The organism is Streptomyces sp. NPDC026246 (assembly GCF_055567995.1).
The window spans coordinates 91,573-116,026 of sequence record NZ_JBVHPJ010000001.1; the positions used below are offsets into that span (position 1 = coordinate 91,573).

Below are 24,454 nucleotides of genomic sequence, written 5' to 3' on the forward strand. Positions count from 1 at the left end.
CCGTGGGCCGCAGCGGGGCTAGACGGGCCGGCGCAGCACCGTCATGCTCCGGTCGATCAGGGTCAGCCGGTCCCCGGCCTGCACCTTCAGGCCGGTGTCGGCGGGCGCGCCCCGCGGGCGGGACGTGTCGATCACGACCTCCCACTGCCGCCCGTGGTTGACCGGGATCTCGAACTCCAGCGGCTCCGGCGAGGCGTTGAACATCAGCAGGAACGAGTCGTCGGTGATGCGCTCACCGCGCGCGTCCGGTTCCGAGATGGCGTTGCCGTTGAGGAACACGGTCAGCGCCGACGCCTGGGCCGAGTCCCAGTCCTCCTGCGTCATCTCCCCGCCCTCGGGGGTGAACCAGGCGATGTCGGACAGGTCGTCGTGGGTCCCCTCCACCGGCCGTCCGTGGAAGAAGCGCCGCCTGCGGAAGACGGGGTGGTTGCGGCGCAGCCACACCATCGCGCGCGTGAAGGCCAGCATCTCGGTGCTCCGGCCGTCCCCGGCGGCCTCCTCGCCGTCCTCGCCGTCCTCGCCCTCCGCGGGCCATTCCACCCAGGACAGCTCGTTGTCCTGGCAGTAGGCGTTGTTGTTGCCCCCCTGGGTGCGGGCGAACTCGTCGCCGTGGCTGATCATGGGCACGCCCTGGGACAGCATCAGCGTCGCGATGAAGTTGCGCATCTGCCGCGCCCGCAGCGCCAGCACGTCCGGATCGTCGGTCTCGCCCTCGGCGCCGCAGTTCCAGGACCGGTTGTGGCTCTCGCCGTCCCGGTTGTCCTCGCCGTTGGCGTCGTTGTGCTTCTCGTTGTAGGCCACCAGGTCGTGCAGGGTGAAGCCGTCGTGGCACGTCACGAAGTTGATCGAGGCCAGCGGACGGCGGCCGTCGTCCTGGTACAGGTCCGAGGAGCCGGTCAGCCGCGAGGCGAACTCCGCGAGGGTGCGCTGCTCGCCCCGCCACAGGTCGCGCACGGTGTCCCGGTACTTGCCGTTCCACTCGGTCCACAGCGGCGGGAAGTTCCCCACCTGGTAGCCGCCCTCGCCGACGTCCCACGGCTCGGCGATCAGCTTCACCTGGGAGACCACCGGGTCCTGCTGCACCAGGTCGAAGAACGACGACAGCCGGTCCACCTCGTGGAACTGCCGGGCGAGCGTCGCCGCCAGGTCGAAGCGGAACCCGTCGACGTGCATGTCCGTGACCCAGTACCGCAGCGAGTCCATGATCAGCTGCAGGACGTGCGGGGACCGCATGAGCAGGGAGTTTCCCGTGCCCGTCGTGTCCATGTAGTAGCGGGGGTCGTCGGTCAGCCGGTAGTAGCGCGAGTTGTCCAGGCCCTTGAAGGACAGGGTCGGGCCCAGGTGGTTGCCCTCGGCGGTGTGGTTGTAGACCACGTCGAGGATCACCTCGATGCCCGCCTCGTGCAGGGCCTTCACCGCCGACTTGAACTCCAGCACCTGCTGGCCCCGGTCGCCCCAGGACGCGTAGGCGTTGTGCGGGGCGAAGAAGCCGATGGTGTTGTAGCCCCAGTAGTTGTTCAGGCCCATGTCGACCAGGCGGTGGTCGTTCACGAACTGGTGGACGGGCATCAGCTCCAGGGCGGTGACCCCGAGCTCGGTCAGGTGCTCGATGATCGCCGGGTGCGCCAGGGCCGCGTAGGTGCCGCGCAGCTCCTCCGGGAGGCCGGGGTGGCGCATGGTGAGCCCCTTGACATGGGCCTCGTAGAGCACCGTGTGGTGGTACTCGGTGCGCGGGCGCCGGTCGTCGCCCCAGTCGAAGTAGGGGTTGACCACGACCGACGTCATGGTGTGCGGAGCCGAGTCCAGATCGTTGCGCCGGTCGGGATCGTCGAAGTGGTAGCCGTAGACCTCCTCGCCCCAGTCGATGGAACCGCTGATCGCGCGCGCGTACGGGTCGAGCAGCAGCTTCGCGGAGTTGCAGCGCAGTCCGTGCTCCGGCGCGTACGGGCCGTGCACACGGAACCCGTACCGCTGTCCCGGCATGATCCCGGGCACGTACGCGTGCCGGACGAACGCGTCGCTCTCGCGGAGCTCGATCGCCGTCTCCGAGCCGTCGTCGTGCAGCAGACACAGCTCTACTCGGTCCGCGGCTTCGGTGAAGACCGCGAAGTTGGTTCCGGCGCCGTCGTACGTGGCACCGAGTGGATACGCCTCTCCAGGCCAGACCTGCATGGCTACGACTCTTTCAGGTGTGCGGCGCCGGTGGGGACGCCTAGGTCCCGAGTCTCCCCGAAAGTGAGGGAACCTCCTGTGACTTATCTCCCTCTTACCGAGTGACCAGTGCATACGCGGTATGCCGAAACGTTGGGGCAAACACATACTCCCGGAGCTGTTGGGGGAGTAGGGGGACATACGTGCGCAGCAGAGTGCACCGCCATCTGGGCAAGGTGGTGGCCGGGACGGCCGTCGCGGTGGCCGGCACCGCCGTGATGATCGGGATCACGCTCCCGGGCACGGCGGGGGCGGACGAGACGCGGCCCGGGGCGGGGCGGTCCGTCCCACAGGAAGCCGGCGCGGACGGGGCGGGCCGGTCGGTGGCGCCGGGGGTCGTCGAGCAGGCGCCGGCCGAGGGGGAGAAGGGCACGGGCCGGGACCCGCTGACCGACGACGAGACGCAGCGGGTCGCGAAGATCGCCCTCAGCCGGCAGCTGTTCCGCAGCAGCGAGGGCGTGGACGGGGAACGGGGACCGCAGCTGCTCGGCGTCGACCTCGCCGAGCCCGAGGCGGACGAGGTGGGCGACCCGGCCGCGCCGCGGCGTGCCGACGTGACGTTCTACGACTACCGGGACGACACTCTCGTCACCCGGACCGTGGAACTCGGCACCGGCAAGGTGGTGCGGACCGGCACCCAGCGCGGCGTCCAGCCGCCGCTCAGCCTCGCCGAGAAGGCCGAGGCAGCCGCCCTCCTCATCGCCGACCCGCTCGGGGCGGATCTCAAGGCCGACTACAAGGACGCCACCGGACGGCCGCTGACCTCGGCCGACCAGCTCCGGCTCAGCGGCGCCGTCTACCGGGCCGCGCCGGGCGCCCAGCCCGCCGCGCTGGACCGCTGCGGCGAGCACCGCTGCGTCCGGCTGTTCCCGAAGATCAAGAACGGGCCGTGGGTCGACGCCAGGTCGCTCGTGATCGACCTGAGCGCCCGCAAGGTCGCCCGGCTCGACCACTGAGCCGCTCCCTCCGCTCACCCGTCCACCTCGCTTCCCTGGCAGGGAGTCATCTCGTCATGCGCGTGAACAGCACCAGCACGGCCCGTACCCGCGTGGCCGCGGGCCTGACCGTGGCCGCCCTGGCCGCCGGTGTCACCACCGGCGCCGGACCGGCCGCCGCCCGCCCCAAGGCCGCACCCACACCGGCCGCCGACTGCAGCGCGGCCTACCGCATCGAGCAGAAGCTGTCCACCGGCACCACCTGGCGGATGTGCTGGCGCTACGACGGCAAGGCCGGCCTCGTCCTGGAGAAGATCTCGTACCAGCCCAAGGGGGAGGCCAAACCGATCAGAGTCCTGAACAGCGCCCGGCTCGGCCAGATCCACGTCCCCTACGACGACGGCAACGTCGAGTACGACGACCTGACCGGCTTCGACTTCGCCCAGGGACTGATGAACCTGGCTCCCGGCGAGTGCCCGGGCGGCACGATCAAGACGGTCAAGGTCCCCGACTCGTGGAACGAGGACCCGAACGTCAAGGGCCTGTGCACCACCACCCGCTCCCGCGGCCACGCCTACCGCATGCAGGGCGACACGGCGAACAAGGTCTTCCAGACCGCGGGCAAGGACCTCCTCGTCTACACGGTGAACCAGGTCGGCTGGTACGAGTACATGTCCGAGTGGCGCTTCCAGGACGACGGCACGATCACCATGAACGTCGGCGCCACCGGCAGCCTGTCCTACGACGACTACGACGCCGGCGACGGCCGCGGCTGGCCCATCGGCAAGGGCGCGAGCGCCAAGGCCACCAGCCACAGCCACAACGCGTTCTGGCGACTGGACTTCGCGCTCGACGGTTCCACGAAGAACACCGTCGAGCAGTACGACTCCACCGTCACCGCGCCCACCCGCGGGCAGCGCGCCCCCACCACGAAGACGACCCGCACCAAGGTCACCAAGGAGCTCGCCGGGGACAGCAAGAACTACCGGTGGTGGCGCGTGGTCAGCGCGGCCGGCAAGAACAAGGACGGACACGCGCGCTCCTACGAGATCGTCCCGGGGCCGTCCACCAAGTACCCGGGCCGCGGCTACACCAAGCACGACGTGTACGTGACCCAGTACAACAAGTGCGAACTGTTCGCCAGCCACAACCCCGGCAACTGCGGCGCCGGCGCCGGCAAGTCCGTCGACAAATGGGTCGACGGGCAGACCCTCACCCACCCGGTGGTCTGGACGAACATCGGTTTCCACCACATAGCCCGGGACGAGGACCAGCAGCCCATGCCCGTGCACTGGCAGGGATTCTCCATCGCCCCGCGGGACGTCACCGCGATGAACCCGCTCACCCCGGCCGAGCTCAACTGGCAGAACGGGCACTGGCAGCCGCGCAGTTGAGAATGATGCCGCCCATCCGGCTGCACCGCCGACCGCTCCCGGAGTACCCTTCCTTGATCGTTGGGTGGGGCTCCGGGACGTGTGACGCCGGGCCCCTCGGGAGAGCTCGGGGGAGCGGAAGGCGGTGCGCGGGTGGGCTCGGGAGGGCTGGAGCTGCCCCCTGGTGACGAGGGTCACGAGGGGAGCTCCGCAGACGTCCCGCCCGGTGCCGTGTCCCTGGCACGGCCGATGGACGCGGCGGGCTCGATCGGGCCGGAGCTGGACTGGGGCGCCGACGCCTGGCGCGAGGTCCGCACCCGGGCCCAGCGGGCCGGACGGGCCTACATCTGGCTCAACCTCGTCGAGCAGCGGCTGCGCGCGGTCGTCGCCGCCGTGCTGCGCCCCGTCTACGAGCCCGTCCACGGCGAGGACTGGGTGGTGGCCGCAGCCGGCCCCGCGGGCCAGGAGTGGGTGCAGCGGGCGGTCGCGGTCCGCGAGGTCAGCCGCCGCAAGGGCTACCTGCTCGACCCGGCCGACGACAACGTGCTCTCCTTCCTCACCCTGCCCCAGCTGCGCGAGCTGATGGTGCAGCACTGGCCCTGCTTCGAGCCGTACTTCGACGACCGGCGCGACGTCGAACTCGCCCTGGACGAACTGGAGGTGACCCGCAACGTCGTCTCCCGCAACCGGGCGCTGTCCGAGGCGGTGCTGAACCAGGCCGAGCGGGCCTCGGCCCGCCTGCTGGAGATGCTCGGCGCGGGCGGTGACGTGCCCTCCGCCCGGCGGCTTCCCGTCGACGCCGTCGAGGACCTGGTCGGCGACCGGTACGCCGATGTCGTCGCCGTCCACTCGGACCGGGTGCGGCTGATGCGGCAGTTCCCGGCCGAGGACATCTTCGGCGGCGCCCGCCGCCTCGACGCCATCGGCATCGGCCTCAACCTGCTCGTGCAGAACTTCTCCGGTCGGCGCCTGGTGCGGCTGGCCGAGTCCGGCTGCCGCGTGCGGCTGCTGTTCCTCAACCCGGCCTCCAGCGCGGTCAAGCGGCGCGAGCGGGAGCTCGGCATCAAGCGCGGCGAGCTCGGCCGGGCCGTGGAGATGAACATCCTGCACATGCGCCGGGTGCGCGCCCGGCTGCGCGACCCGGGGGCCTTCGAGATCCAGGTCTTCGACGAGACGCCCCGCTTCACCGCCTACCTCGTGGACGGTGACGGGGCGGACGGCATCGCGGTCGTGCAGAACTACCTGCGCCGTACCCGCGGCATGGAGGCACCCGTGTTCGTGCTGCGCAACAGCGGCAAGGTGGTCAAGCCGGGTGAGAACGACGAAAGCGGACTCTTCCCCACGTATCGCGAGGAGTTCGAGGTGATGTGGGCGGATTCGCGACCCGTGTCGTGAACGCCCCGGGCGCCGGCTGACCGCCCGCCCGGCCCCGACGGAAGCGGAGCGCGGTCCTTCGATTGTCAGTGGTGCGTGGGAAGGTGGGGACCACTGGGGGAACGCACCACAAGAAGGGGGGCCCGCCCATGGGCTGGCACCGAGAGCTGCTGATCGGCTTCGACCTGGAGACGACGGGCACGGATCCGCGCGAGGCGCGCATCGTCACGGGGGCCGTGATCGAGGTCAGGGGTGGGGAGCCGAGGGGCCGCCGGGAGTGGCTGGCCGACCCGGGGGTGCCGATCCCCGAGGACGCGGTGGCGGTGCACGGCATCAGCAGCGAGCGGGCGGCCGCCGAGGGCAGACCGGCCGACCGGGTGGCGGACGCCCTCGCGGACGTCCTCACCGCCTACTGGAAGGCGGGCGTGCCGGTCGTCGCCTACAACGCGACCTTCGATCTCACGCTGCTCTCCGCCGAGTTGAGACGCCACGGCCTGCCGTCCCTGCGCGAGCGGCTGGGCGGCGCCGACCCGGCCCCGGTCATCGACCCGTACACCATCGACCGCTGGGTCGACCGCTACCGCCGCGGCAAACGCAACCTCGAAGCGGTCTGCGCCGAGTACGGCGTCGTCCTGGACGCGGCGCACGACGCCCTGGCGGACGCCCTGGCCGCGGCCCGTCTGGCCGGCGCGATAGCCGAGCGCCATCCCAAGATCGCGATGCTCGGCCCGGCGGACCTGCACCACCGCCAGATCGAGTGGCACGCGCAGTGGGCGGCGGACTTCGAGAACTTCCTGCGCGCCAAGGGCGATGCGGCGGCCCGCGTCGACGGGGCATGGCCGCTGCGGGAGTTGGCCGGCGAACCGGTCTGAGCGGCCGGGCGGCTCGTTCAGAACGGATACCACCGCACGGTCTCGTCCCCGTCGCGCAGTGACGTCACGCGCCGCTCGAACTCCGCGCGTGCCTTCGGGTTGCCGGGCGCGTGCTGGGCCACCCAAGCGCAACTGGCCGTCTCCCGCGCCCCGCGCAGCACCGAACAGCCCTCCCACTCGCGCACGTCCCAGCCGTAGGCGCGGGTGAAGGACGCGTAGTCCGCGTCCGGCAGCCCGTACCGGTCGTGGGACAGCGCCATCACGACCAGGTCGTGCTCGCGCAGGTCGGCGGAGACCGTCTCCAGATCCACCAGGACCGGGCCGTCCGGCCCGACGTGGACGTTGCGCGGCAGGGCGTCCCCGTGGATCGGCCCGGGCGGCAGATGCGGTGTCAGGGCGGCGGCCTGCCCGGCGAACCCGTCCCGCCGGGCCCGCAGATAGGCCGCGTCCGCCGGATCGACCGCGTCCCCGGCGAGCCGCAGCCACCGCTCCACACCACCCAGCAGGTCCCTGGCCGGCAGTGCGAAAGGAGGAAGAGGCGTGGCGTGCACGATCCGCAGCAGTTCGGCCAGATCCCGCGGCTCGGCGGGCCGTACGGCGTCCGGCAGCCGGTGCCAGACCGTCACCGGGTGCCCGTCGACCAGCAGCGCCTCCGGCTCGGCCGCCCGCACCGCCGGCACACCGGCCTCGGCGAGCCATGCCGCGACGTCCAGCTCGTGGCGGGCCCGGTCCAGGAGTTCGGTGTCCCGGCCGACCTTGACGACCAGGTCACCCGCGGCGAACACCGCGTTCTCCCCCAGGGCCAGCAGCCGCGCCTCGCGCGCCGTGCCGGGCAGCACCCCGGCCCCGGCCAGTACGTCCCGCGCCCGTGCCTCGTCCATCGTCCGCCTCCGTCGTCCGTGCCGGGGCCGCCCTTTCCGGCCACCGCAGTCGACAGTGTCGCATCGGTACAGGTCACCGGGCATGTGCGCTCCCTTGACGAGGCGGACGGCCTTCACGACCATGAGCTGGCCGGCCGAGCCGCACGAAGGGGCTGATTCCGTGACGTCCGTGACCCAGGCCCGGCCCCCCGGCCGGCAGGCGGGCCCCGGGCCCGGCCGGGCCCCGTCCCGGCGGACCGTCGACCACGGCGCCTGGTTCCTGGTGCTGCCCGCCCTGATCCCCATCCTCGTCCTGAGCGTCGGCCCGCTGCTGTACGGCGTCCTGCTGGCCTTCACCGACGCCCAGTCGGGCCGCACCCGCGCCACGCAGTGGATCGGAGCCCTCAACTTCCGGGACCTGCTGCACGACACGCTGTTCTGGGAGTCGTTCCGGATCGGGCTGGCCTGGGCGGTCGGGGTGACCGTGCCGCAGTTCCTGCTCGCCCTGGGGCTCGCCCTGCTGCTCAACCAGGACCTCAGGCTCCGCTGGCTGGCCCGGGCCCTGGCGATCGTCCCCTGGGCCATGCCCGAGGTGGTCGTCGGCGTCATGTGGCGGCTGGTCTACCACCCCGACGCGGGAGTGCTGAACGAGACCCTGCGCGACGTCGGACTGGGCGGCGGACGGGACTGGCTCAGCGGCCTGGCCACCGCCCTGCCCGCGGTGATCCTCGTCGGCGTCTGGGCGGGCATGCCGCAGACCACGGTCGCCCTGCTCGCGGGGCTGCAGAACACCCCGCGCGAACTCCACGAGGCCGCGGCGGTCGACGGCGCGGGCGCCTGGCGCCGCTTCCGCACGGTCACCTGGCCCGCCCTGAGACCCGTCGCCCTGGCCGTCACGGCCCTCAACCTCATCTGGAACTTCAACTCCTTCGCCCTGGTCTACGTCCTCACCAGCGGCGGCCCGGGCGGGCGGACCCGCCTGCCGATGCTGTTCGCCTACGAGGAGGCCTTCCGCTACGGGCAGTTCGGCTACGCGGCGGCGATGGGCTGCGTGATGGTGGCACTCGTCTCGATCGCGCTGGCGGTGTTCCTGGCCGGGCGCCTGAGGGCGGGTGACGACACGTGAGGACCGGGACCCCGGCCCGCGCCGGCCAGTACATCGCGCTGCTCGCCTACCTCGTCTTCCTGGCCTTCCCGCTCCTGTGGCTCGTCTCCACCGCGTTCAAGCCGCCGCGCGAGCTGGGCAGCCTGCACCCCACCTGGATCCCGCGCGACCCCACCCTCGACAACTTCCGCCAGGCCTTCGACGAGCAGCCGCTGCTGCACGCCGCCCTCAACTCCCTTGTGGCCGCGGCCTCGGCGGCGGTCGTCGCCGTCGTGATCGCCACGCCCATGGCCTACGTGCTCGCCCGGCGCCGCACCCGGTTCACCCGGGCGGTCACGGGCTGGGTGGTGGTCAGCCAGGCCTTCCCGTTCGTGCTGCTGATCATCCCGCTGTTCCTCGTGCTGAAGAACCTGCGGCTGATCGACTCCGCGGCCGGGCTGGTGCTGGTGTACGTGGTGTGGGCCCTGCCCTTCGCGCTGTGGATGCTCACCGGGTACGTCCGGGCCGTGCCGCCCGAGCTGGAGGAGGCCGCCGCCGTCGACGGGGCGGGCCGGGTGCGGACCCTGGTCTCGGTCACCGCCCCCCTGCTCGCACCGGGCATCGTGGCGACCGGACTGTTCGCCTTCGTCACCGCGTGGAACGAGTTCTTCTTCGCGCTGGTGCTGCTCAAGACCCCGGAGAAGCAGACGCTGCCGGTCGTGCTCACCCACTTCATCGGCGCCGAGGGGGTCGCCGACCTCGGGCCGCTCGCCGCCGCCGCGTTCCTCGCGACCCTCCCCTCCCTGGTCGTCTTCGCCGTCGTCCAGCGGCGCATCACCGGCGGCATGCTCACCGGGGCGGTGAAGAGCTGATGCGCGCCCGCCTGCCGGCCCTCGTCCTGACGCTGCTGCTCCTCGCGGGCTGCTCGACCGGCGGCACCCGCGACGACGACGGCCCCGTCACCCTGCGTTTCCAGTCCCTGGCCTGGCAGGAAGAATCCGTCCGGGCCACCGAGGCGCTGGTGGAGGAGTGGAACGCCACCCACCCGGACGTGCGCGTCGAGTACGTGCAGGGCAGCTGGGACAGCGTCCACGACCAGCTCCTCACCGCCTTCGAGGGCGGCGAGGCGCCCGACATCATCCACGACGCCTCCGACGACCTCGCGGACTTCGCCTACGGCGGCCACCTGGCCGACCTCACCGGACTGCTGCCCGCCCGGCTCACCTCGGACATCCCGCGGCGCAGCTGGGCGACCACCACGTTCGGGGACGGCGTCTACGGCGTGCCGTTCCTGCAGGAACCGCGGGTGCTGATCGCGAACTCGGCGTGGCTGGAGCGGGCGGGAGTGCGCATCCCGACCCCCGAACGGCCGTGGAGCTGGGCCGAGTTCCGCCGCATCACCGCGCGCCTGAGCGGCCCGGGGAAGTACGGCGTCGCCTGGCCGCTCAAGGAGCCCGTCTCCGCCACGCTCAACCTCTCGCTGTCGGAGGGCGGCCGGCTCTTCCACCGCGGGCCCGACGGCAAGGTCACCGTCCGCTTCGACCGGGCCGACCAGATCGTGCCGCGCACCGTGCACGACCAGGTGAACACCGACCGCAGCGCCTCGCCCACCACCTTGGGCAGCGGCGGCTCGGACACCCTGCCCGGCTTCTTCGGCGGCCGCTACGCCATGGTCCCGCTGGGCTTCTCCTACCGGCAGCAGATCGTCCAGCAGGCACCGAAGGGCTTCGCGTGGCGGGTGCTGCCCGCCCCGGCCGGCGCCGACGGGCTCACCCAGGGCGTCAGTCCCCAGACCCTGTCCATCGCCGAGGACTGCCCGCACAAGCGCGAGGCCGCCGCGTTCCTGGACTTCCTGCTGCGCCCCGACAACATGGTCCGGCTCGCCCTCGGTGACTGGATGCTGCCCACCGGCACCGAGGCCCTGGGCAACCCGGCGCTGCACACCGCCCGGCACGGCTGGGCCACCGGCACCGCCCTGGCCGGGCACCTGCGCCCGGCCCCGGCGCAGACGGTCCGGGGCTATCCGGAGTGGAAGGACAAGGTGGCGACACCGGCACTCCAGGAGTACTACAGCGGGGCCATCGGCCTCGGCGAGGTGCGCAGACGGCTGGAGGAGGACGGCAACCTGGTCCTCGCCCGGTACCAGCGCTGACCGCCGGGGGGTTCCCGTCCCGCTGCCCGGCGATCAGCCGGGGTGCTCCCGTTCCGCGCGTTCCACTGCCCGGCGGACCCCCCTCGGCACGGGCTGCTCCGGCGGCTGTCCCCCCCTGCCGCGAAAACCCGTTGCCCGCCCACCGGCCCCGGCCTAGCGTGCTGTCCGTGGGTATCAACGCCATCTCCGTCACCGGTCACGGCCGGGGCTGTGCGCACGCCGTCAGGACGCGCCGCCGCCCCGGAGCCCTGACCGGCCCGGGGAGCAGCATCCACCGCCGCTGAGCCGCCGATCCCGGCGTCGCGCGACGTCTCCTCCCCACCTGTCTTCCGGTCAGGGCCCTCGTCCGCCCTCCTCCCTCCGGAAGACAAGGACCGCAGCCCATGGGCCGCCCCCTCACCTCACCCTCCCGCGCGCTCTCGCAGAACTTCCTCGCCGACCGCGCTGCCGCCGAACGCTTCGCCCGGCTCGCCGTCCCGCGCGCCGGCACCGTCCCGCTCCTGCTCGAAGTAGGCGCCGGCAGGGGCGCGTTGACCGTGCCCCTCGCCCGTCGCTGCGGCGAACTGCGCGCGTACGAGATCGACTCGCGGCTCGTACGCGAACTCCGCGCCCGGTTCTCCGGCAGCCCGGGCGTCCACGTCGTCGCTGGGGACTTCCTGGCCGCGCGGGCGCCGCGCACGCACTTCTCGGTCGCGGGGAACGTGCCGTTCTCCCGGACCGCCGACATCGTCGACTGGTGCCTGCGCGCCCCCGCCCTGACCGACGCCACTCTGATCACCCAGCTCGAGTACGCCCGCAGGCGCACCGGTGACTACGGCAGCTGGACGCTGCTGACGGTCCGCAGCTGGCCCCGCCACACCTGGCGGCTGATCGGCCGGATCGGCCGGCGCAGTTTCCGGCCGGTGCCGCGCGTGAACGCCGGGGTGCTGCGCATCGAGCGGCGGGCGGCCCCGCTGCTGGACGCCGGCGCCCTGCCCGGCTGGTGCTCGCTGGTCGAACTCGGCTTCTCGGGGGTCGGCGGCTGCCTGCACGCCTCCCTGCGCCGGACTCATCCGCGACGCCGGGTCGACGCCGCGTTCCGGGCCGCGGGACTGGACCGGGACGTGCTGGTGGGCGAGGTGGACCCGGCGCGGTGGCTGCGGCTGTACGAGGTGCTGGCCCTGTGAGCGGAAACCAAGTTGCACGAGACGTATCGTCTCGCCTAGGGTCTCCGGCATGACCCGTCGCGCGCACATCGCCATGTTCTCCATCGCCGCCCACGGCCACGTGAACCCGAGCCTGGAGGTGATCCGCGAGCTGGTGGCCCGCGGCCACCGGGTGACCTATGCGATCCCGCCGGTGTTCGCCGCGAAGGTCGCCGGCACCGGCGCCGAGGTGAGGCCCTGGACCTCGACACTGCCCTCACCCGACGACGACCCCGAGGCGTGGGGGAGCACACTGCTCGACAACGTGGAGCCGTTCCTCGACGACGCGATCCAGGCCCTCCCGCAGCTCGCCGAGGCGTACGACGGCGACGAGCCGGATCTCGTCCTGCACGACATCGCCTCGTACCCGGGCCGGGTGCTCGCCCACCGCTGGGGCGTGCCCGCGATCTCCCTCTCCCCGGCCATGGTCGCCTGGGAGGGGTACGAGCAGGAGGTCGCCGAGCCCTTGTGGGAGGAGCCGAGGAAGACCGAGCGGGGCCGCGCCTACTACGCCCGTTTCGGCGCCTGGCTGGAGGAGAACGGCATCGCGCTGCACCCCGACGCGTTCGCGGGCCGGCCCGACCGGTCGATCGTCCTGATCCCCAAGGCGCTCCAGCCGAACGCGGACCGGGTCGACGAGAGCGTGTACTCCTTCGTCGGCGCCTGCCAGGGCGACCGCACCGCCGAGGGCGACTGGCGACGGCCGGCCGGGGCCGGGAAGGTCGCGCTCGTCTCGCTCGGGTCCGCCTTCACCAAGCAGGCCGGTTTCTACCGGGAGTGCGTGCGGGCCTTCGGCGACCTGCCGGACTGGCACCTGGTGCTCTCGATCGGCAGGCACATCGACCCGGCCGTCCTCGGGGACGTCCCCGCGAACGTCGAGGTGCACTCCTGGGTGCCGCAACTGGCCGTGCTGAGGCAGGCGGACCTGTTCGTCACGCACGCCGGCGCGGGCGGCAGCCAGGAAGGCCTGGCCACGGCCACGCCCATGATCGCCGTACCGCAGGCCGTGGACCAGTTCGGCAACGCCGAGATGCTCCAGGCCCTGGGCGTCGCCCGGTACCTGCCGACCGAGCAGGCGACCGGCGGGACACTGCGCGAAGCGGCCCTCGCCCTCGTCGGCGACCCGGAGGTCGCCCGGCGCCTGAAGGAGATCCAGGCGGAGACGGCCCGGGAGGGCGGCACGCGGCGCGCGGCCGATCTGATCGAGGCGGAACTGCGCGCGCGAACCGCCTGACGGAACACGCCGGAGCGGGTCCGGCCGGTTCCCCGAACCGGCCGGACCCGCCGCGCCGCCGGGCGCCGCCTCACACCGTGAGCGGTTCGCCCTCGTCGTCACGTGCCGCCGCCCGCGCGACGGCCTGCGGCGCCTCGTCGTGCGTGAGGTCGGGCATCCGGTGCAGCCACTTCGGCAGGTACCAGTTGCGCTCCCCGAGCAGGGCCATCACCGCCGGGAGCAGCACGCCCCGGATGATCGTCGCGTCGATGAGGACCGCCGCCGCGAGGCCCACGCCCATCTGCTTCATGGACTGCATGGACAGCGTCCCGAAGATGGCGAACACGGCGACCATGATGACCGCGGCACTCGTGACGACCCCGGCCGTGGTGACCACGCCGTGCCGGATCGCGTCCTTCGTCGTCAGTCCGCGCAGCCGCGCCTCACGGATCCGGGACACCACGAACACGTGGTAGTCCATCGACAGGCCGAACAGGATCACGAACAGGAACAGCGGCAGCCAGGTGATGATCGCGCCGACGCCCTCCGCACCCACCAGGGACGCGCCCCAGCCGTGCTGGAAGACCGCCACGAGGATGCCGTACGCGGCGCCCACCGACAGCAGGTTCAGCACGATCGACGTCAGCGCGATCGTCAGCGAGCGGAACGACAGCAGCATCAGCGCGAAGGCGAACACCACCACGAACGCGAACACCGGCACGACCGCGCCGGCCAGCTGGTCGTTGAAGTCCTTCGACCCGGCCACCTGCCCGGTGATCGGCGCCTCCAGCCCCTCGACCTTGCCGAGCGTGGCCGGACGCACCTCCTCGCGCAGCTTGTCCAGGCTCACCCCGGCCTTGTCCAGGTCGGAGCCGCCCACCAGCGGGACATAGACGAACGCCACGTTCTGCGCGTCGTGCAGCTTGATCTCCACCGGGCCGCGGGAGGCGCCCGAACTGATCGCCCGGTCGCGGAAGCCGGCCAGCGCCGCCTTCACCTGCGGCGCGTTGATGTCGTGCGCCTTGACGACCACCTCGGCCGGTTCGGAACCGCCCGGGAAGGCCTCGTTGAGCCGGTTGTACGTCTGCACGATCGGCAGGGAGTCGCCGAACTCCTGGTCCAGCGTGAGCTGTTGCGTCTTCATGCCGAGTGCCGGGGCGGCGATGGCCAGCAGCGCACCGGCCGCCACCACCGCGGCGACCACCGGACGGGCGAGGACGCGCCGCAGCACGGCCGTCCAGAACCTGCTGTCCCCGCGGGCGCCCCGGTTGCGCCGGCGCCGGAACGGCAGGCGGCCCTTCTCCACCCGCTCGCCGAGCAGCGACAGCAGGGCCGGCAGCACGGTCACGGACCCGACCATGGCCACGGCGACCACCATCAGCGAGGCGAGACCCATCGCCTCGAACTCGGCGAGACCGGTGAACAGCATGCCCGCCATCGCCACGCACACCGTGACGCCCGAGACCACGATCGCCCGGCCACTGGTCGCGGCGGCGATCCGCAGCGCCGTCTGCGCGTCCCGCCCGGCCTCGCGTTCCTCGCGCTCCCGGCGCAGGTAGAACAGGCAGTAGTCGACGCCGACGGCCATGCCGACCAGCAGCATCACGGAGTTGGCGGTCTCGCTCATCGGCATGACGTGGCTGACGACGCCCATCAGGCCCATCGTCGCCATGATCGCGGTGACGGCGAGCGCCACCGGCAGCAGCGCGGCGACCAGCGCCCCGAACGCGATCAGCAGGATGCCGAGCGCGACCGGCACCGCCGAGTACTCGGCCTTCTTGAAGTCGTCGCCGAACGCGTCGTCGAACGTCTTCATCATGCTGGCGCCGCCGATCTCCTCGATCCGCACCGACGCGTGGTCCTCCTGCACCCCCTCGACGGCCTTGAGCACCGGCTCCACCCGCTCACCGGCGGTGTCGGACGGGCCGCGCATGTCGAACTGCACGAGCGCGCTGCGCCCGTCCCGGGAGATCGTCTTCGCCTCGTACGGGGAGGTCACGTCGGTGACCCGGCCGGTGCCCTCCACGGCTTCGACGACCGCCGTGACGGCGTCGCGGAACTCGGCGTCCGTCGCCTTCAGATCACCGCCCCTGGCCTGGATCAGGACGGTCTCGCCGGCCGGTTCCTCGATCCCGGCGTCCTCGACGATCCGCGCGGCGGTGTGCGTCTCGCCCTTCAACTGGTCGCTGTCCTTGACGTCGACGCGGCCGGCCGCCGAACCGAGCCCCATCGCCAGGACGACGAACAGGACCCAGATGCCGACGGCCGCCCATCGGTGCCGGGCGCTCCAGCCGCCGGCGCGGGCGGCGAACCCCCGTACCCGTGTTTCTCCGTTCCCCATGACGGGTCTGCCCCCTCGTGCCTCGGCGGCGGCCCCCTGCCGCCCCCCTCCGTGACGAAACTAGGGGCCGGGGAAGACCATCTCGTCGTGCTGACCGGTGAAGTGGCGCGCCCGGTCTCCTCCCTGTGGACCGAGCCCCCTCCCCACTGGGGAGGACCCGCACCGACTGTGGTCCCTTACACCTATCGGGAGACATTCCGGGCTGCCGGCGTGTGTGGATCCTGGGCAGACGGTTGTGCCGCGAGGTGACCGGTGAGTAATTTCGGGGACCGGGCAGCTGCCCGCCCGGCCGTCGTGCCCGCCCCCACGGGGCACGACGGCCGCCCTAAGGTGAGCGGATGACGACGACTTACGCGGCCCTGCTGCGCGGGATCAACGTGGGCGGCAGCCGGAAGGTCCCGATGGCCGACCTGCGCGCGCTCCTGACGGATCTCGGGCACGGCGACGTACGCACCCACCTCCAGAGCGGCCAGGCCGTGTTCTCCTCCGGGCACGGGGACGAGGAGTCGCTGGCGGCCGGGATCACGGCGGCCATCGAGAAGCACTTCGGTTTCGCCGTCGACGTGATCGTGCGCGACCACGCCTACCTGAAGGCGATCGCCGAGTCCTGCCCCTTCCCGGCCGCCGGCCTGGAGCCGAAGCAGCTCCACGTCACTTACTTCTCCGCGCCCGTCACCCCCGACCGCTTCACCGGGATCGACCCGAGCGCCTACCTGCCGGAGGAGTTCCGGCTCGGCGACCGCGCCCTGTATCTCTACGCCCCGGACGGCCTCGGCCGCTCCAAGCTGGCCGAACAACTGGCCAAGCCGCGCCTCACCAAGGGCCTGATCGCCACGACCCGCAACTGGAACACCGTCACCAAACTGGTGGAGCTGACGGATGGCTGACGAAGGCCGCGACATCCGGGCGGCCGTCGAGGGCGAACTGGCCCTGCTCGACCCGCGCACGGGCCGCTCACCGGCCGCGGTGGAGGCGCTGCTGCACCCGGACTTCCAGGAGTTCGGCGCCTCCGGACGGCACTGGGACCGGGCCGGGATCGTCGCCCTGCTGACCGGGACCGCCGACGCCGACGACCGGCCCGCCGTCACGACCGGCATGCGCGGTGTGCGGCTCGCCCCGGACCTGGTCCACCTCGTCTACGACACGGAGCTCGACGGCCGCCGTGCGCACCGCAGTTCACTGTGGCGGCGGACGGAGGGCGCGTGGCGGCTGTACTTCCACCAGGCGACCCCGTTCGGCCTGCCGGCCGGGTGACCCGGCCGGCCGCGCTCCCCCCTGTCGCGGAGCCGCGCCGGCCTCGCCGGTGACCGTGTGAACAGCTCGGTCACCGGGACCGTACCTACGGGCGACGGACGGTACGGACACGGAGTCTCGCCAGAGGGAGCGCACGGCCGGCGACAGGAGCCCGCAGCATGACCGACACCCACCTCGTCTACGCCTACGCGGTCCTGCACCGGACCCCCGAGGCCACCGCCGCGGCGGCGCGCCTGCGCGGCGTCGCCGGAGAACCGGTCCGCCTGGTGGACCCGGCCACCGCCGCCCCGCCCCTGGCCTTCGCCGTCGGCCCGGTCCCGCCCGAGGACTACGCCGAGGCCCCCCTCCAGGCCCATCTGGACGACCTGGACTGGCTGGAGTCCACCGTTCGCTCCCACCACACCGTGGTGGCGGGCCTGGTCGCCTCCGGCGCGGCCGTCCTCCCGCTGCGCCTGGCCACGGTCTACCCCGACGAGCACAGCGCCCGGCAGGCCCTCGACACCCGCCGCGACTACTTCCTCTCCCTGCTGACCCGCCTCACCGGGCACGTGGAACTCGGGGTCAGGATCCACGCCGCCCCGGAGGTCCCCCCGCCGTGGACGGGCCCCGGCAGCGCCCACGAGCCGGCGCCGGGGCTCGGGGTCGGCCGCGCCTACCAGGCCATCCGCCGCCGCAGGCAGCGCCGGACCGAGGAGACCTGGCGCGCGGTCACCGAGGGCGCCGCCCGGCTCACCCGGACCGCCGGCGCCCTGTCCGTCGACCGCGTCGCCCACACCCCCGAACGCACCGGCCCGGCGGGCTCGGGCACCGCCCTGGGCAATGACGCCTACCTCGTCCCCCGCGACCGCGTCGACGCCTTCCGCACGGGCGTCCTCGCCGTCGCCCGGGGCATTCCCGGACTGCGCGTGGAGGTCACCGGGCCCTGGGCCCCGTACTCCTTCGCCCTCCAGCCCGAACCCGCGCCGTGACACCGCTCGCCGTGACACCGCTCACCGCGGGCGCTCAGGCGCTCGCGGCCCGCAGCGCCGGGACGCGCGCCGCCTCGTACCGCTCCAGCACCACCCGCGCCACCTCGGGCGCGGGACCCAGGACATCCGCGAGGACGTCCGCGTCCGCCGCGCCCCGCGCGATGCGGTCGGGCAGAAAACCGGGGGCCAGGACGTACGGGGCCACGGCCACCCGGGCGCAGCCGAGGGCACGGAGTTCGCGGACCGCGTCCTGCGTGCGCGGAAGGGAGGCGGAGGCGAACGCGGGCCGCACGGCGCACCAGCCGGTGTGCCGCCACTCCCGCGCGATTGCTGCGATCACCGCGTTCGCCTCCGGATCGGAGGACCCCGCCGAGGCCAGCACGACCCCGGTCGAGGACTTGTCGGCGGGCGTCAGACCCGCCTCGTACAGCCGCCGCTCCAGAGCCGAGAGCAGCAGCGGCGAGGGGCCGAGGACCTCCGCCTGGCGGATGCGCAGCCGCGCGGGGGCATCCGCCAGGACCGCAGGGATGTCCGCCTTGGCGTGGAAGGCCCGGGTGAGCAGCAGCGGCAGCGCCACGACGTCCCGGACGCCCTGGACCGCAAGGGACTCCAGCACCCCGTGCACCGACGGCACGTTGAAGTCCAGGAAGCCGGTCTCCACCCGCACGCCGGGGCGCAGCGCGCGCACCCGGCGCACGAGCGCGTGCACGGTCGCGGCGTGCCGCGGGTCGCGGCTGCCGTGGGCGATGACGAGCAGGACGGGCGAATGGATCATGACACTCAGCTCTTCACCAGCAGGCCGCGGCTGCGCAGCACCCACCGCTCCAGCGGACTGAAGATCAGCAGGTCGATGGCGATACCGACGATCAGGATGAGCAGGATGGCCTCGAACACCATGGCCATGTCGCTGGCGTTGCGGCCGTTCTCCAGCAACTGGCCCAGTCCGACGCCCAGGTCCGGGAAGGAGGCGATGATCTCGGCCGCCATCAGCGAGCGCCAGGAGAACGCCCAGCCCTGCTTCAGGCCCGCCACGTAACCGGGCAGCGCAGCGGGCAGGACGATGTGCCAGGTGCCCTTCAGCCCGGTCGCGCCGAGCGTGCGGCCCGCGCGCAGGAACAGCGGCGGCACCTGGTCCACGCCCGACACCAGGCCGTTGGCGATGGACGGGACCGCGCCGAGCAGGATCACCGCGTACATCATCGAGTTGTTCAGACCCAGCCAGATCACCGCCGGCGGGACCCAGGCGACCGAGGGCAGGGACTGCAGGCCGGACAGGATCGGCCCGATGGCCGCGCGGACGAACTTCACCCGGGCGACGAGCAGGCCCAGCGGCGTGCCGATCACCAGGGCCAGGCAGAAGCCGAGCAGGCCGCGCGAGACGCTGGTCCAGATGTAGCCGAGCAGTTCGCCCTCGAGCCACGCGGTGTGCACCACGTCCCACACCGCGGACGGCGCGGGCAGCTTGGTCGGGTCGTCGACGATGCGGAACGAGACCAGGGCCTGCCAGACCGCCAGCACCAGCGCCACGGCGAGGACCGGCGGAAGGATCTTCTCGGTGAGGGTCTGCCGGAACGGCCTGCGGCCGGTCTGCACCGTCTCCAGTGCGTCCAGGCCCGCCTCCAGTCCGGCGAGATCGCTGCCGTCCTTGGTGACGGTCGTCGCATCAGTGCTGGCCATGGCGGCGGATCTCCCCACGCAGTTCTTCGGTGATCTCGACGGACAGTTCCGCGACGGCGGTGTCCTCGATGCGGCGCGGATGCGGGATGCCCACCGTCCACTCGCGTGCGATCCGCCCCGGGCGGGAGGACAGCAGCACCACGCGCTGCGCGAGCCGGACCGCCTCGCGCACGTTGTGCGTGACGAACAGCACCGACAGCCGCGTCTCGCGCCAGATGCGGGTCAGCTCGTCGTGCAGCACGTCCCGCGTGATGGCGTCCAGCGCCGCGAACGGCTCGTCCATCAGCAGCAGCCTGCTCTCCTGGGCGAGTGCCCGGGCCAGCGCGACCCGCTGGCGCATCCCGCCGGACAGCTCGTGGACGCGCTTGCCGTACGCGCCCTTCAGCCGGACGAGCTCCAGCAACTCCTCGGCCCGCTCCCGGCGCTCGGCCTTCGCCACGCCCCGCAGCTTCAGGGCGAGTTCGATGTTCTTGCCCGCGGTCAGCCACGGGAACAGCGCGTGCTCCTGGAACATCAGCGCCGGGCGGCCGTCCGTGACGATCTCGCCGGCGGTGGGCCGGTCCAGGCCCGCCACCAGGTTGAGCAGCGTGGACTTGCCGCAGCCGGAGGCACCCAGGAGGGTGACGAACTCGCCGGGCGCGACGTCGAGGGTGATGTCGTCGAGGACGAGCTGCTGTCCGGCGGGGCCCGCGAAGGACTTCGAGACGTGCTCGATCCGTGCGGCGTGGGTGGCCGCCTCGGTGTCCTCGGCGGCCTTGGCGAGAGTCGTGGCCATGGTCGTCACCTCCTGGGAACGTTGCGGGATACGGGTCAGCTCGCGCCGAGACCGGCGTCGTCGACCGTGGGCGCGCCCTCGGCCTGAAGGACCTCGTTCAGCGGCGCGAGGTCGTAGATTCCCTTCAGGTCGGGCTTCTGCAGCAGGCCCGCCTGGACGGCGTGTTCCGCCTCGGTGCCGAGGGTGGAGGCCAGCGGATCGTCGGTGAACCGGATGGACTTCCACGCCGGGTCCAGCACGTCGGCGGGCAGGGCCTTGCCGGAGTCCCGGGCGAGCCGCTCGTTCGCCGCCTTCTTCGCCGCGTCCGGATGGGCGTTGATCCACTGGTTGGTCGCCACCGAGCCCCGGAGCACGGCCTGGACCACCTTCGGGTGCTTCTTCAGGAAGTCCTGCCGCACGATGATGTTCGTGATCACGAACTTCCCGTCCGGCCACAGGCTCGACTCGTCGAGCAGCACCCGGCCGCCCTCGGCGACGAGCTTCGACGCCGTCGGCTCGGGCACCCACGCGCCGTCGACCGACCCGGACCGGAAGGCGTCCGGGGTGACCTTGTTGTCGCTGCGGACGACCGTGACGTCCCCCGTGCCGCGCTGCGGGTCGACCTTCCAGCCCTGCTCCGCGGCCCAGTTGAGGAACGCCACGTCCTGCGTGTTGCCCAGCTGCGGGGTGGCGATCCGCTTGCCCTCGACGTCCTTCAGGCTCTTGACCTTGTCCGGGTTCACCACGAGCTTCACCCCACCGGAGGCGGAACCGCCGATGATGCGCAGGTTCTTGCCGGCCGACTTGGTGTAGCCGTTGATGGCGGGGGAGGGGCCGATCCAGCCGATGTCGATGGACCCGGAGTTGAGCGCCTCGATCTCGGAGGGCCCGGCGTTGAAGACGGCCGGCTCGGCCCGGGTGGCGCCCAGTTCCTTCTGGAAGAAGCCCTTCTGCATGCCGACCAGGGCGGTGCCGTGGGTCAGGTTGCCGAAGTAGCCGATCTTGACGCTGTCGAGACCGTCGATCCTCTTCGCCCCGGCGGCGACCTGTGCGGCACCGTCGTCCTTGGCCTGCGAGCCGTAGCCGCAGGCGGCCAGGGTGAGCAGGGGCAGCGCGGCCAGGACCGCGAGGCCGCGGCGCAGGGCGGATGATGCAGGCACGGGAGGTGGTCCTCTCGTAGGGCCCGGCGGTCACGGTCTGTCAGTTCGTGGCCGGGAGGTCGGCGGGTTTTCGGCGGTGGGGGGCGAGGGCGCGCGAGCGGTGCGCGTGCGTCAGCGCGCACATCGCGCCACTCCGCCCTGCCCGCTGCCGAGTACGCCGCTGCCGACGCGGCCGCCCTCCTTGGCGAACATGGAGTAGAAGTCGGGGGCGCTCACGTCAGAAGTCCCACCCGTCGTCCTCGGCCTCGTCCTTGACGGGCTCGGGGGCGGCGAAGGACTCCCCGACCATGCCGGCGGTGAGGGTGGTGCCGTCGTTCGGGTCGATCAGGATGAACGAGCCGGTGCGGCGTGAGTCGGCGTAGGCGTCGACCGGCAGGGGTTCGGCGGTGCGCACCTTCACCCGGCCGATGTCGTTGGCGACGAGCTGCCCCGGGTGCGGGTGCAGCGACAGGTCGTCCAGCGTCAGCCGCGACGGGATGTCCTTGACGATCGCCTTGACCGTCCGCGTGCCGTGCTTGAGCAGCACCCGGTGGCCGACGGTCAGCGGCGCGTCCGCGACGTGGCAGACGGTCGCCTCGATGTCCTGCGTGGTCGCGGGGGCGTCCTTGCTCGGCACGATCAGGTCGCCGCGCGAGATGTCGATGTCGTCCTGGAGCAGGAGGGTCACCGACTGCGTCGTCCAGGCGACGTCGACCGGCTCGCCCAGCAGGTCGATGCCGGAGATCTTCGAGGAACGGCCCGACGGCAGCACGGTGACGGACTCGCCCACGCGGAACGAACCGGCCGCGATCTGGCCGGCGTAGCCCCGGTAGTCGGGGTGGTCCGCGCTCTGCGGCCGGATCACGTACTGCACGGGAAGCCGGGCGTGGCAGTGACTCAGGTCGTGGCTGACCGGCACCGTCTCCAGGTGCTCCAGCACGGTCGGCCCGCCGTACCAGTCCATGTGCGAGGACGGGTCCACGACGTTGTCGCCGACCAGCGCCGAGATCGGGATCGCGGTGACCTCGGGCACGCCCAGCTCGGTCGCGTACGCCGTGAACTCCTCCGCGATGCCCGCGAACACCTTCTCCTCGTAGCCGACGAGGTCCATCTTGTTGACCGCGAGGACCACGTGCGGCACGCGCAGCAGGGCGGCGATGGCGGCGTGCCGGCGGGTCTGCTCCACGACGCCGTTGCGGGCGTCGACGAGGACGACGGTCAGCTCGGCCGTGGAGGCGCCGGTGACCATGTTCCGCGTGTACTGCACGTGGCCGGGGGTGTCGGCCAGGATGAACCGCCGCCGGGGCGTGGCGAAGTAGCGGTAGGCCACGTCGATGGTGATGCCCTGCTCGCGCTCGGCGCGCAGCCCGTCGGTCAGCAGCGCGAGGTCGGGCACGTCCTGCCCGCGGCTCGCGGAGGCGCGCTCCACGGCTTCCAGCTGATCGGTGAGGACCGACTTGGAGTCGTGCAGCAGCCGGCCCACCAGCGTGGACTTGCCGTCGTCGACGGAACCCGCGGTGGCGAAGCGCAGCAGGGTGGTGTCCGCGAGTTCGCCGGTGGTGATCGTGCTCATCTTTAGAAGTACCCCTCGCGCTTGCGGTCTTCCATCGCGGCCTCGGACATCTTGTCGTCGGCGCGGGTGGCGCCGCGCTCGGTGAGGCGGGAGGCGGCGATCTCCACGATCACCTTCTCGATCGTGTCGGCGTCGGAGTCCACCGCGCCGGTGCAGGACATGTCGCCGACGGTCCGGTAGCGCACGAGCCGCTTCTCGACACTCTCGCCGTCCTTCGGCCCGCCCCACTCGCCGGCGGTCAGCCACATGCCGCTGCGCCGGAACACCTCGCGCTCGTGCGCGTAGTAGATCTCCGGCAGCTCGATGCCCTCGCGGGCGATGTACTGCCACACGTCCAGCTCGGTCCAGTTGGACAGCGGGAACACGCGCACATGCTCGCCCGGGCCGTGCCGGCCGTTGTACAGGTTCCACAGCTCCGGGCGCTGGCGGCGCGGGTCCCACTGGGAGAACTCGTCGCGCAGCGAGAACACCCGCTCCTTGGCCCGGGCCTTCTCCTCGTCGCGCCGCCCGCCGCCGAAGACGGCGTCGAACCGCTCGGCCTGGATCTTCTCGGTCAGCGGCAGGGTCTGCAGCGGGTTGCGAGTGCCGTCCGGGCGCTCCTTGAGCACCCCGCGGTCGATGTAGTCCTGCACGGACGCCACGTGCAGCCGCAGCCCGTGCCGGGCGACGGTGCGGTCGCGGTACTCGAGGACCTCGGGGAAGTTGTGCCCGGTGTCCACGTGCAGCAGGGAGAAGGGCACCGCCGCCGGGCGGAACGCCTTCAGCGCCAGGTGCAGCATGACGATGGAGTCCTTGCCGCCGGAGAACAGGATCACCGGCCGTTCGAACTCGCCCGCCACCTCGCGGAAGATGTGCACCGCCTCGGACTCGAGGGCGTCGAGGTGCGACAGCGCGTACGGGCTGCCGGTCTGCTCGGACACGGTGGCGACGGTCGTCATGCCAGTCCCCTTTCGGTCAGCAGGGCGTACACGGATGCCGCGGACTCCTGCACGGTCTGGTGCTGCGACTCGATCCGCAGATCGGGCGAGGCGGGCTCCTCGTACGGGTCGTCGACGCCGGTGAGCCCGGTGAGCTCGCCGGCGGCCTGCTTGGCGTACAGGCCCTTCACGTCCCGCTCGCTGCACACCTCGACCGGTGTGGCCACGTGCACCTCGACGTACGCCGTCCCGTTCGCCTGGTGGCGCTTGCGTACGGCCTCGCGGCTGTCCTGGTACGGGGCGATCACCGGGACCAGGGCCAGCACGCCGTTGCGGGCGAGCAGTTCGGCGACGAAGCCGATGCGCTGCACGTTGGTGTGCCGGTCCTCGCGGGTGAAGCCGAGTCCCGCCGAGAGGAACTCGCGGATCTCGTCGCCGTCGAGCACCTCGACCCGGTGGCCCTGCTCGCGCAGCTGGCCGGCCAGTTCGTGGGCGATGGTGGTCTTGCCCGCACTCGGCAGACCCGTGAGCCAGACGGTGGCTCCGGTCGTCACGTGTGTCTCCTGGATCGTC

At 72.3% G+C, this 24,454-nt stretch carries 21 protein-coding genes and 1 pseudogene; 12 read left to right on the forward strand and 10 right to left on the reverse strand.

The genetic code is table 11. The features are described from left to right. Positions 1-18: 18 nt before the first annotated feature. Complete coding sequence (gene glgX / locus ACZ4M5_RS00390; RefSeq protein WP_467731495.1) at positions 19-2,172, reverse strand: glycogen debranching protein GlgX; 2,154 nt, start codon at positions 2,170-2,172, stop codon at positions 19-21. A 182-nt stretch (positions 2,173-2,354) separates the two neighbouring features. Here glgX and ACZ4M5_RS00395 point away from each other — a divergent pair, with 182 nt between their 5' ends. The 4 genes from ACZ4M5_RS00395 (at position 2,355) to ACZ4M5_RS00410 (ending at position 6,765) form a co-directional block, all read left to right on the forward strand. Further along, the gene (locus tag ACZ4M5_RS00395; RefSeq protein WP_467731497.1) at positions 2,355-3,167 is read left to right on the forward strand and encodes a Tat pathway signal sequence domain protein; all 813 of its coding nucleotides are present in this window, start codon (positions 2,355-2,357) and stop codon (positions 3,165-3,167) included. Between the two features lie 56 nt (positions 3,168-3,223). Continuing rightward, the gene (locus ACZ4M5_RS00400; RefSeq protein ID WP_467731499.1) at positions 3,224-4,540 is read left to right on the forward strand and encodes a copper amine oxidase; all 1,317 of its coding nucleotides are present in this window, start codon (positions 3,224-3,226) and stop codon (positions 4,538-4,540) included. Positions 4,541-4,672: 132 nt separating this feature from the next. Then, positions 4,673-5,914: an SAV2148 family HEPN domain-containing protein gene (locus tag ACZ4M5_RS00405; RefSeq protein WP_467731501.1), complete on the forward strand. Its 1,242-nt coding sequence runs from the start codon at positions 4,673-4,675 to the stop codon at positions 5,912-5,914. A 128-nt stretch (positions 5,915-6,042) separates the two neighbouring features. After that, positions 6,043-6,765 (forward strand): exonuclease domain-containing protein, encoded by a 723-nt coding sequence (locus ACZ4M5_RS00410; RefSeq protein WP_467731503.1) that lies wholly within the window; start codon positions 6,043-6,045, stop codon positions 6,763-6,765. 17 nt (positions 6,766-6,782) lie between these two features. Here ACZ4M5_RS00410 and ACZ4M5_RS00415 read toward each other — a convergent pair whose 3' ends face one another. Beyond that, positions 6,783-7,646, reverse strand: coding sequence for a phosphotransferase enzyme family protein (locus tag ACZ4M5_RS00415; protein WP_467731505.1), 864 nt, complete (start codon positions 7,644-7,646; stop codon positions 6,783-6,785). A 160-nt stretch (positions 7,647-7,806) separates the two neighbouring features. Here ACZ4M5_RS00415 and ACZ4M5_RS00420 point away from each other — a divergent pair, with 160 nt between their 5' ends. The 5 genes and pseudogenes from ACZ4M5_RS00420 (at position 7,807) to mgt (ending at position 13,279) form a co-directional block, all read left to right on the forward strand. After that, entirely contained in the window at positions 7,807-8,751 is a 945-nt protein-coding gene (locus tag ACZ4M5_RS00420) for a carbohydrate ABC transporter permease (protein WP_467731507.1), read from the forward strand. Further along, positions 8,748-9,581, forward strand: coding sequence for a carbohydrate ABC transporter permease (locus ACZ4M5_RS00425; RefSeq protein WP_467731510.1), 834 nt, complete (start codon positions 8,748-8,750; stop codon positions 9,579-9,581). The genes ACZ4M5_RS00420 and ACZ4M5_RS00425 overlap by 4 nt, the downstream gene beginning before the upstream one ends. Then, a complete protein-coding gene (locus ACZ4M5_RS00430; RefSeq protein WP_467731512.1) occupies positions 9,581-10,861 on the forward strand; it encodes an ABC transporter substrate-binding protein in 1,281 nt (426 codons plus the stop codon). The genes ACZ4M5_RS00425 and ACZ4M5_RS00430 overlap by 1 nt, the downstream gene beginning before the upstream one ends. Positions 10,862-11,244: 383 nt before the next feature. After that, on the forward strand, positions 11,245-12,027 hold the full coding sequence (gene erm, locus ACZ4M5_RS00435; protein WP_467731514.1) for an ErmE/ErmH/ErmO/ErmR family 23S rRNA (adenine(2058)-N(6))-methyltransferase: 783 nt from the start codon (positions 11,245-11,247) through the stop codon (positions 12,025-12,027). A gap of 12 nt (positions 12,028-12,039) precedes the next feature. Further along, positions 12,040-13,279: pseudogene (mgt, locus tag ACZ4M5_RS00440) on the forward strand (macrolide-inactivating glycosyltransferase). A 70-nt stretch (positions 13,280-13,349) separates the two neighbouring features. On the opposite strand, the gene ACZ4M5_RS00445 reads toward mgt, so the two are convergent. Beyond that, a complete protein-coding gene (locus ACZ4M5_RS00445) occupies positions 13,350-15,599 on the reverse strand; it encodes an MMPL family transporter (protein ID WP_467731516.1) in 2,250 nt (749 codons plus the stop codon). A gap of 338 nt (positions 15,600-15,937) precedes the next feature. Between ACZ4M5_RS00445 and ACZ4M5_RS00450 the strand changes: the two genes are divergently transcribed. The 3 genes from ACZ4M5_RS00450 to ACZ4M5_RS00460 all read left to right on the forward strand — a co-directional run bounded on the left by ACZ4M5_RS00450 (position 15,938) and on the right by ACZ4M5_RS00460 (position 17,821). Next, a complete protein-coding gene (locus tag ACZ4M5_RS00450) occupies positions 15,938-16,486 on the forward strand; it encodes a DUF1697 domain-containing protein (protein WP_467731518.1) in 549 nt (182 codons plus the stop codon). Beyond that, a complete protein-coding gene (locus ACZ4M5_RS00455; RefSeq protein ID WP_467731520.1) occupies positions 16,479-16,853 on the forward strand; it encodes a nuclear transport factor 2 family protein in 375 nt (124 codons plus the stop codon). The genes ACZ4M5_RS00450 and ACZ4M5_RS00455 overlap by 8 nt, the downstream gene beginning before the upstream one ends. 158 nt (positions 16,854-17,011) lie before the next feature. Then, on the forward strand, positions 17,012-17,821 hold the full coding sequence (locus ACZ4M5_RS00460) for a GvpL/GvpF family gas vesicle protein (RefSeq protein WP_467731522.1): 810 nt from the start codon (positions 17,012-17,014) through the stop codon (positions 17,819-17,821). A gap of 34 nt (positions 17,822-17,855) precedes the next feature. Here the strand turns inward: ACZ4M5_RS00460 and ACZ4M5_RS00465 are convergent, their stop codons facing one another. From ACZ4M5_RS00465 to cysC, 7 genes are all read right to left on the reverse strand, one after another. After that, positions 17,856-18,596, reverse strand: coding sequence for a sirohydrochlorin chelatase (locus tag ACZ4M5_RS00465; RefSeq protein ID WP_467731524.1), 741 nt, complete (start codon positions 18,594-18,596; stop codon positions 17,856-17,858). Positions 18,597-18,601: 5 nt separating this feature from the next. Further along, the gene (locus tag ACZ4M5_RS00470) at positions 18,602-19,498 is read right to left on the reverse strand and encodes an ABC transporter permease (protein WP_467731525.1); all 897 of its coding nucleotides are present in this window, start codon (positions 19,496-19,498) and stop codon (positions 18,602-18,604) included. Continuing rightward, positions 19,485-20,273, reverse strand: coding sequence for an ABC transporter ATP-binding protein (locus ACZ4M5_RS00475; protein WP_467731527.1), 789 nt, complete (start codon positions 20,271-20,273; stop codon positions 19,485-19,487). Before ACZ4M5_RS00475 ends, ACZ4M5_RS00470 begins: the two co-directional genes overlap by 14 nt. A 35-nt stretch (positions 20,274-20,308) precedes the next feature. Beyond that, positions 20,309-21,412 (reverse strand): aliphatic sulfonate ABC transporter substrate-binding protein, encoded by a 1,104-nt coding sequence (locus ACZ4M5_RS00480; protein ID WP_467731529.1) that lies wholly within the window; start codon positions 21,410-21,412, stop codon positions 20,309-20,311. A gap of 217 nt (positions 21,413-21,629) precedes the next feature. Continuing rightward, a complete protein-coding gene (locus ACZ4M5_RS00485) occupies positions 21,630-22,964 on the reverse strand; it encodes a sulfate adenylyltransferase subunit 1 (RefSeq protein ID WP_467731531.1) in 1,335 nt (444 codons plus the stop codon). A 2-nt stretch (positions 22,965-22,966) separates the two neighbouring features. After that, positions 22,967-23,902 (reverse strand): sulfate adenylyltransferase subunit CysD, encoded by a 936-nt coding sequence (gene cysD, locus ACZ4M5_RS00490; RefSeq protein WP_467731533.1) that lies wholly within the window; start codon positions 23,900-23,902, stop codon positions 22,967-22,969. After that, complete coding sequence (gene cysC, locus ACZ4M5_RS00495; RefSeq protein WP_467731535.1) at positions 23,899-24,435, reverse strand: adenylyl-sulfate kinase; 537 nt, start codon at positions 24,433-24,435, stop codon at positions 23,899-23,901. The genes cysD and cysC overlap by 4 nt, the downstream gene beginning before the upstream one ends. Between the last annotated feature and the right edge of the window lie 19 nt (positions 24,436-24,454).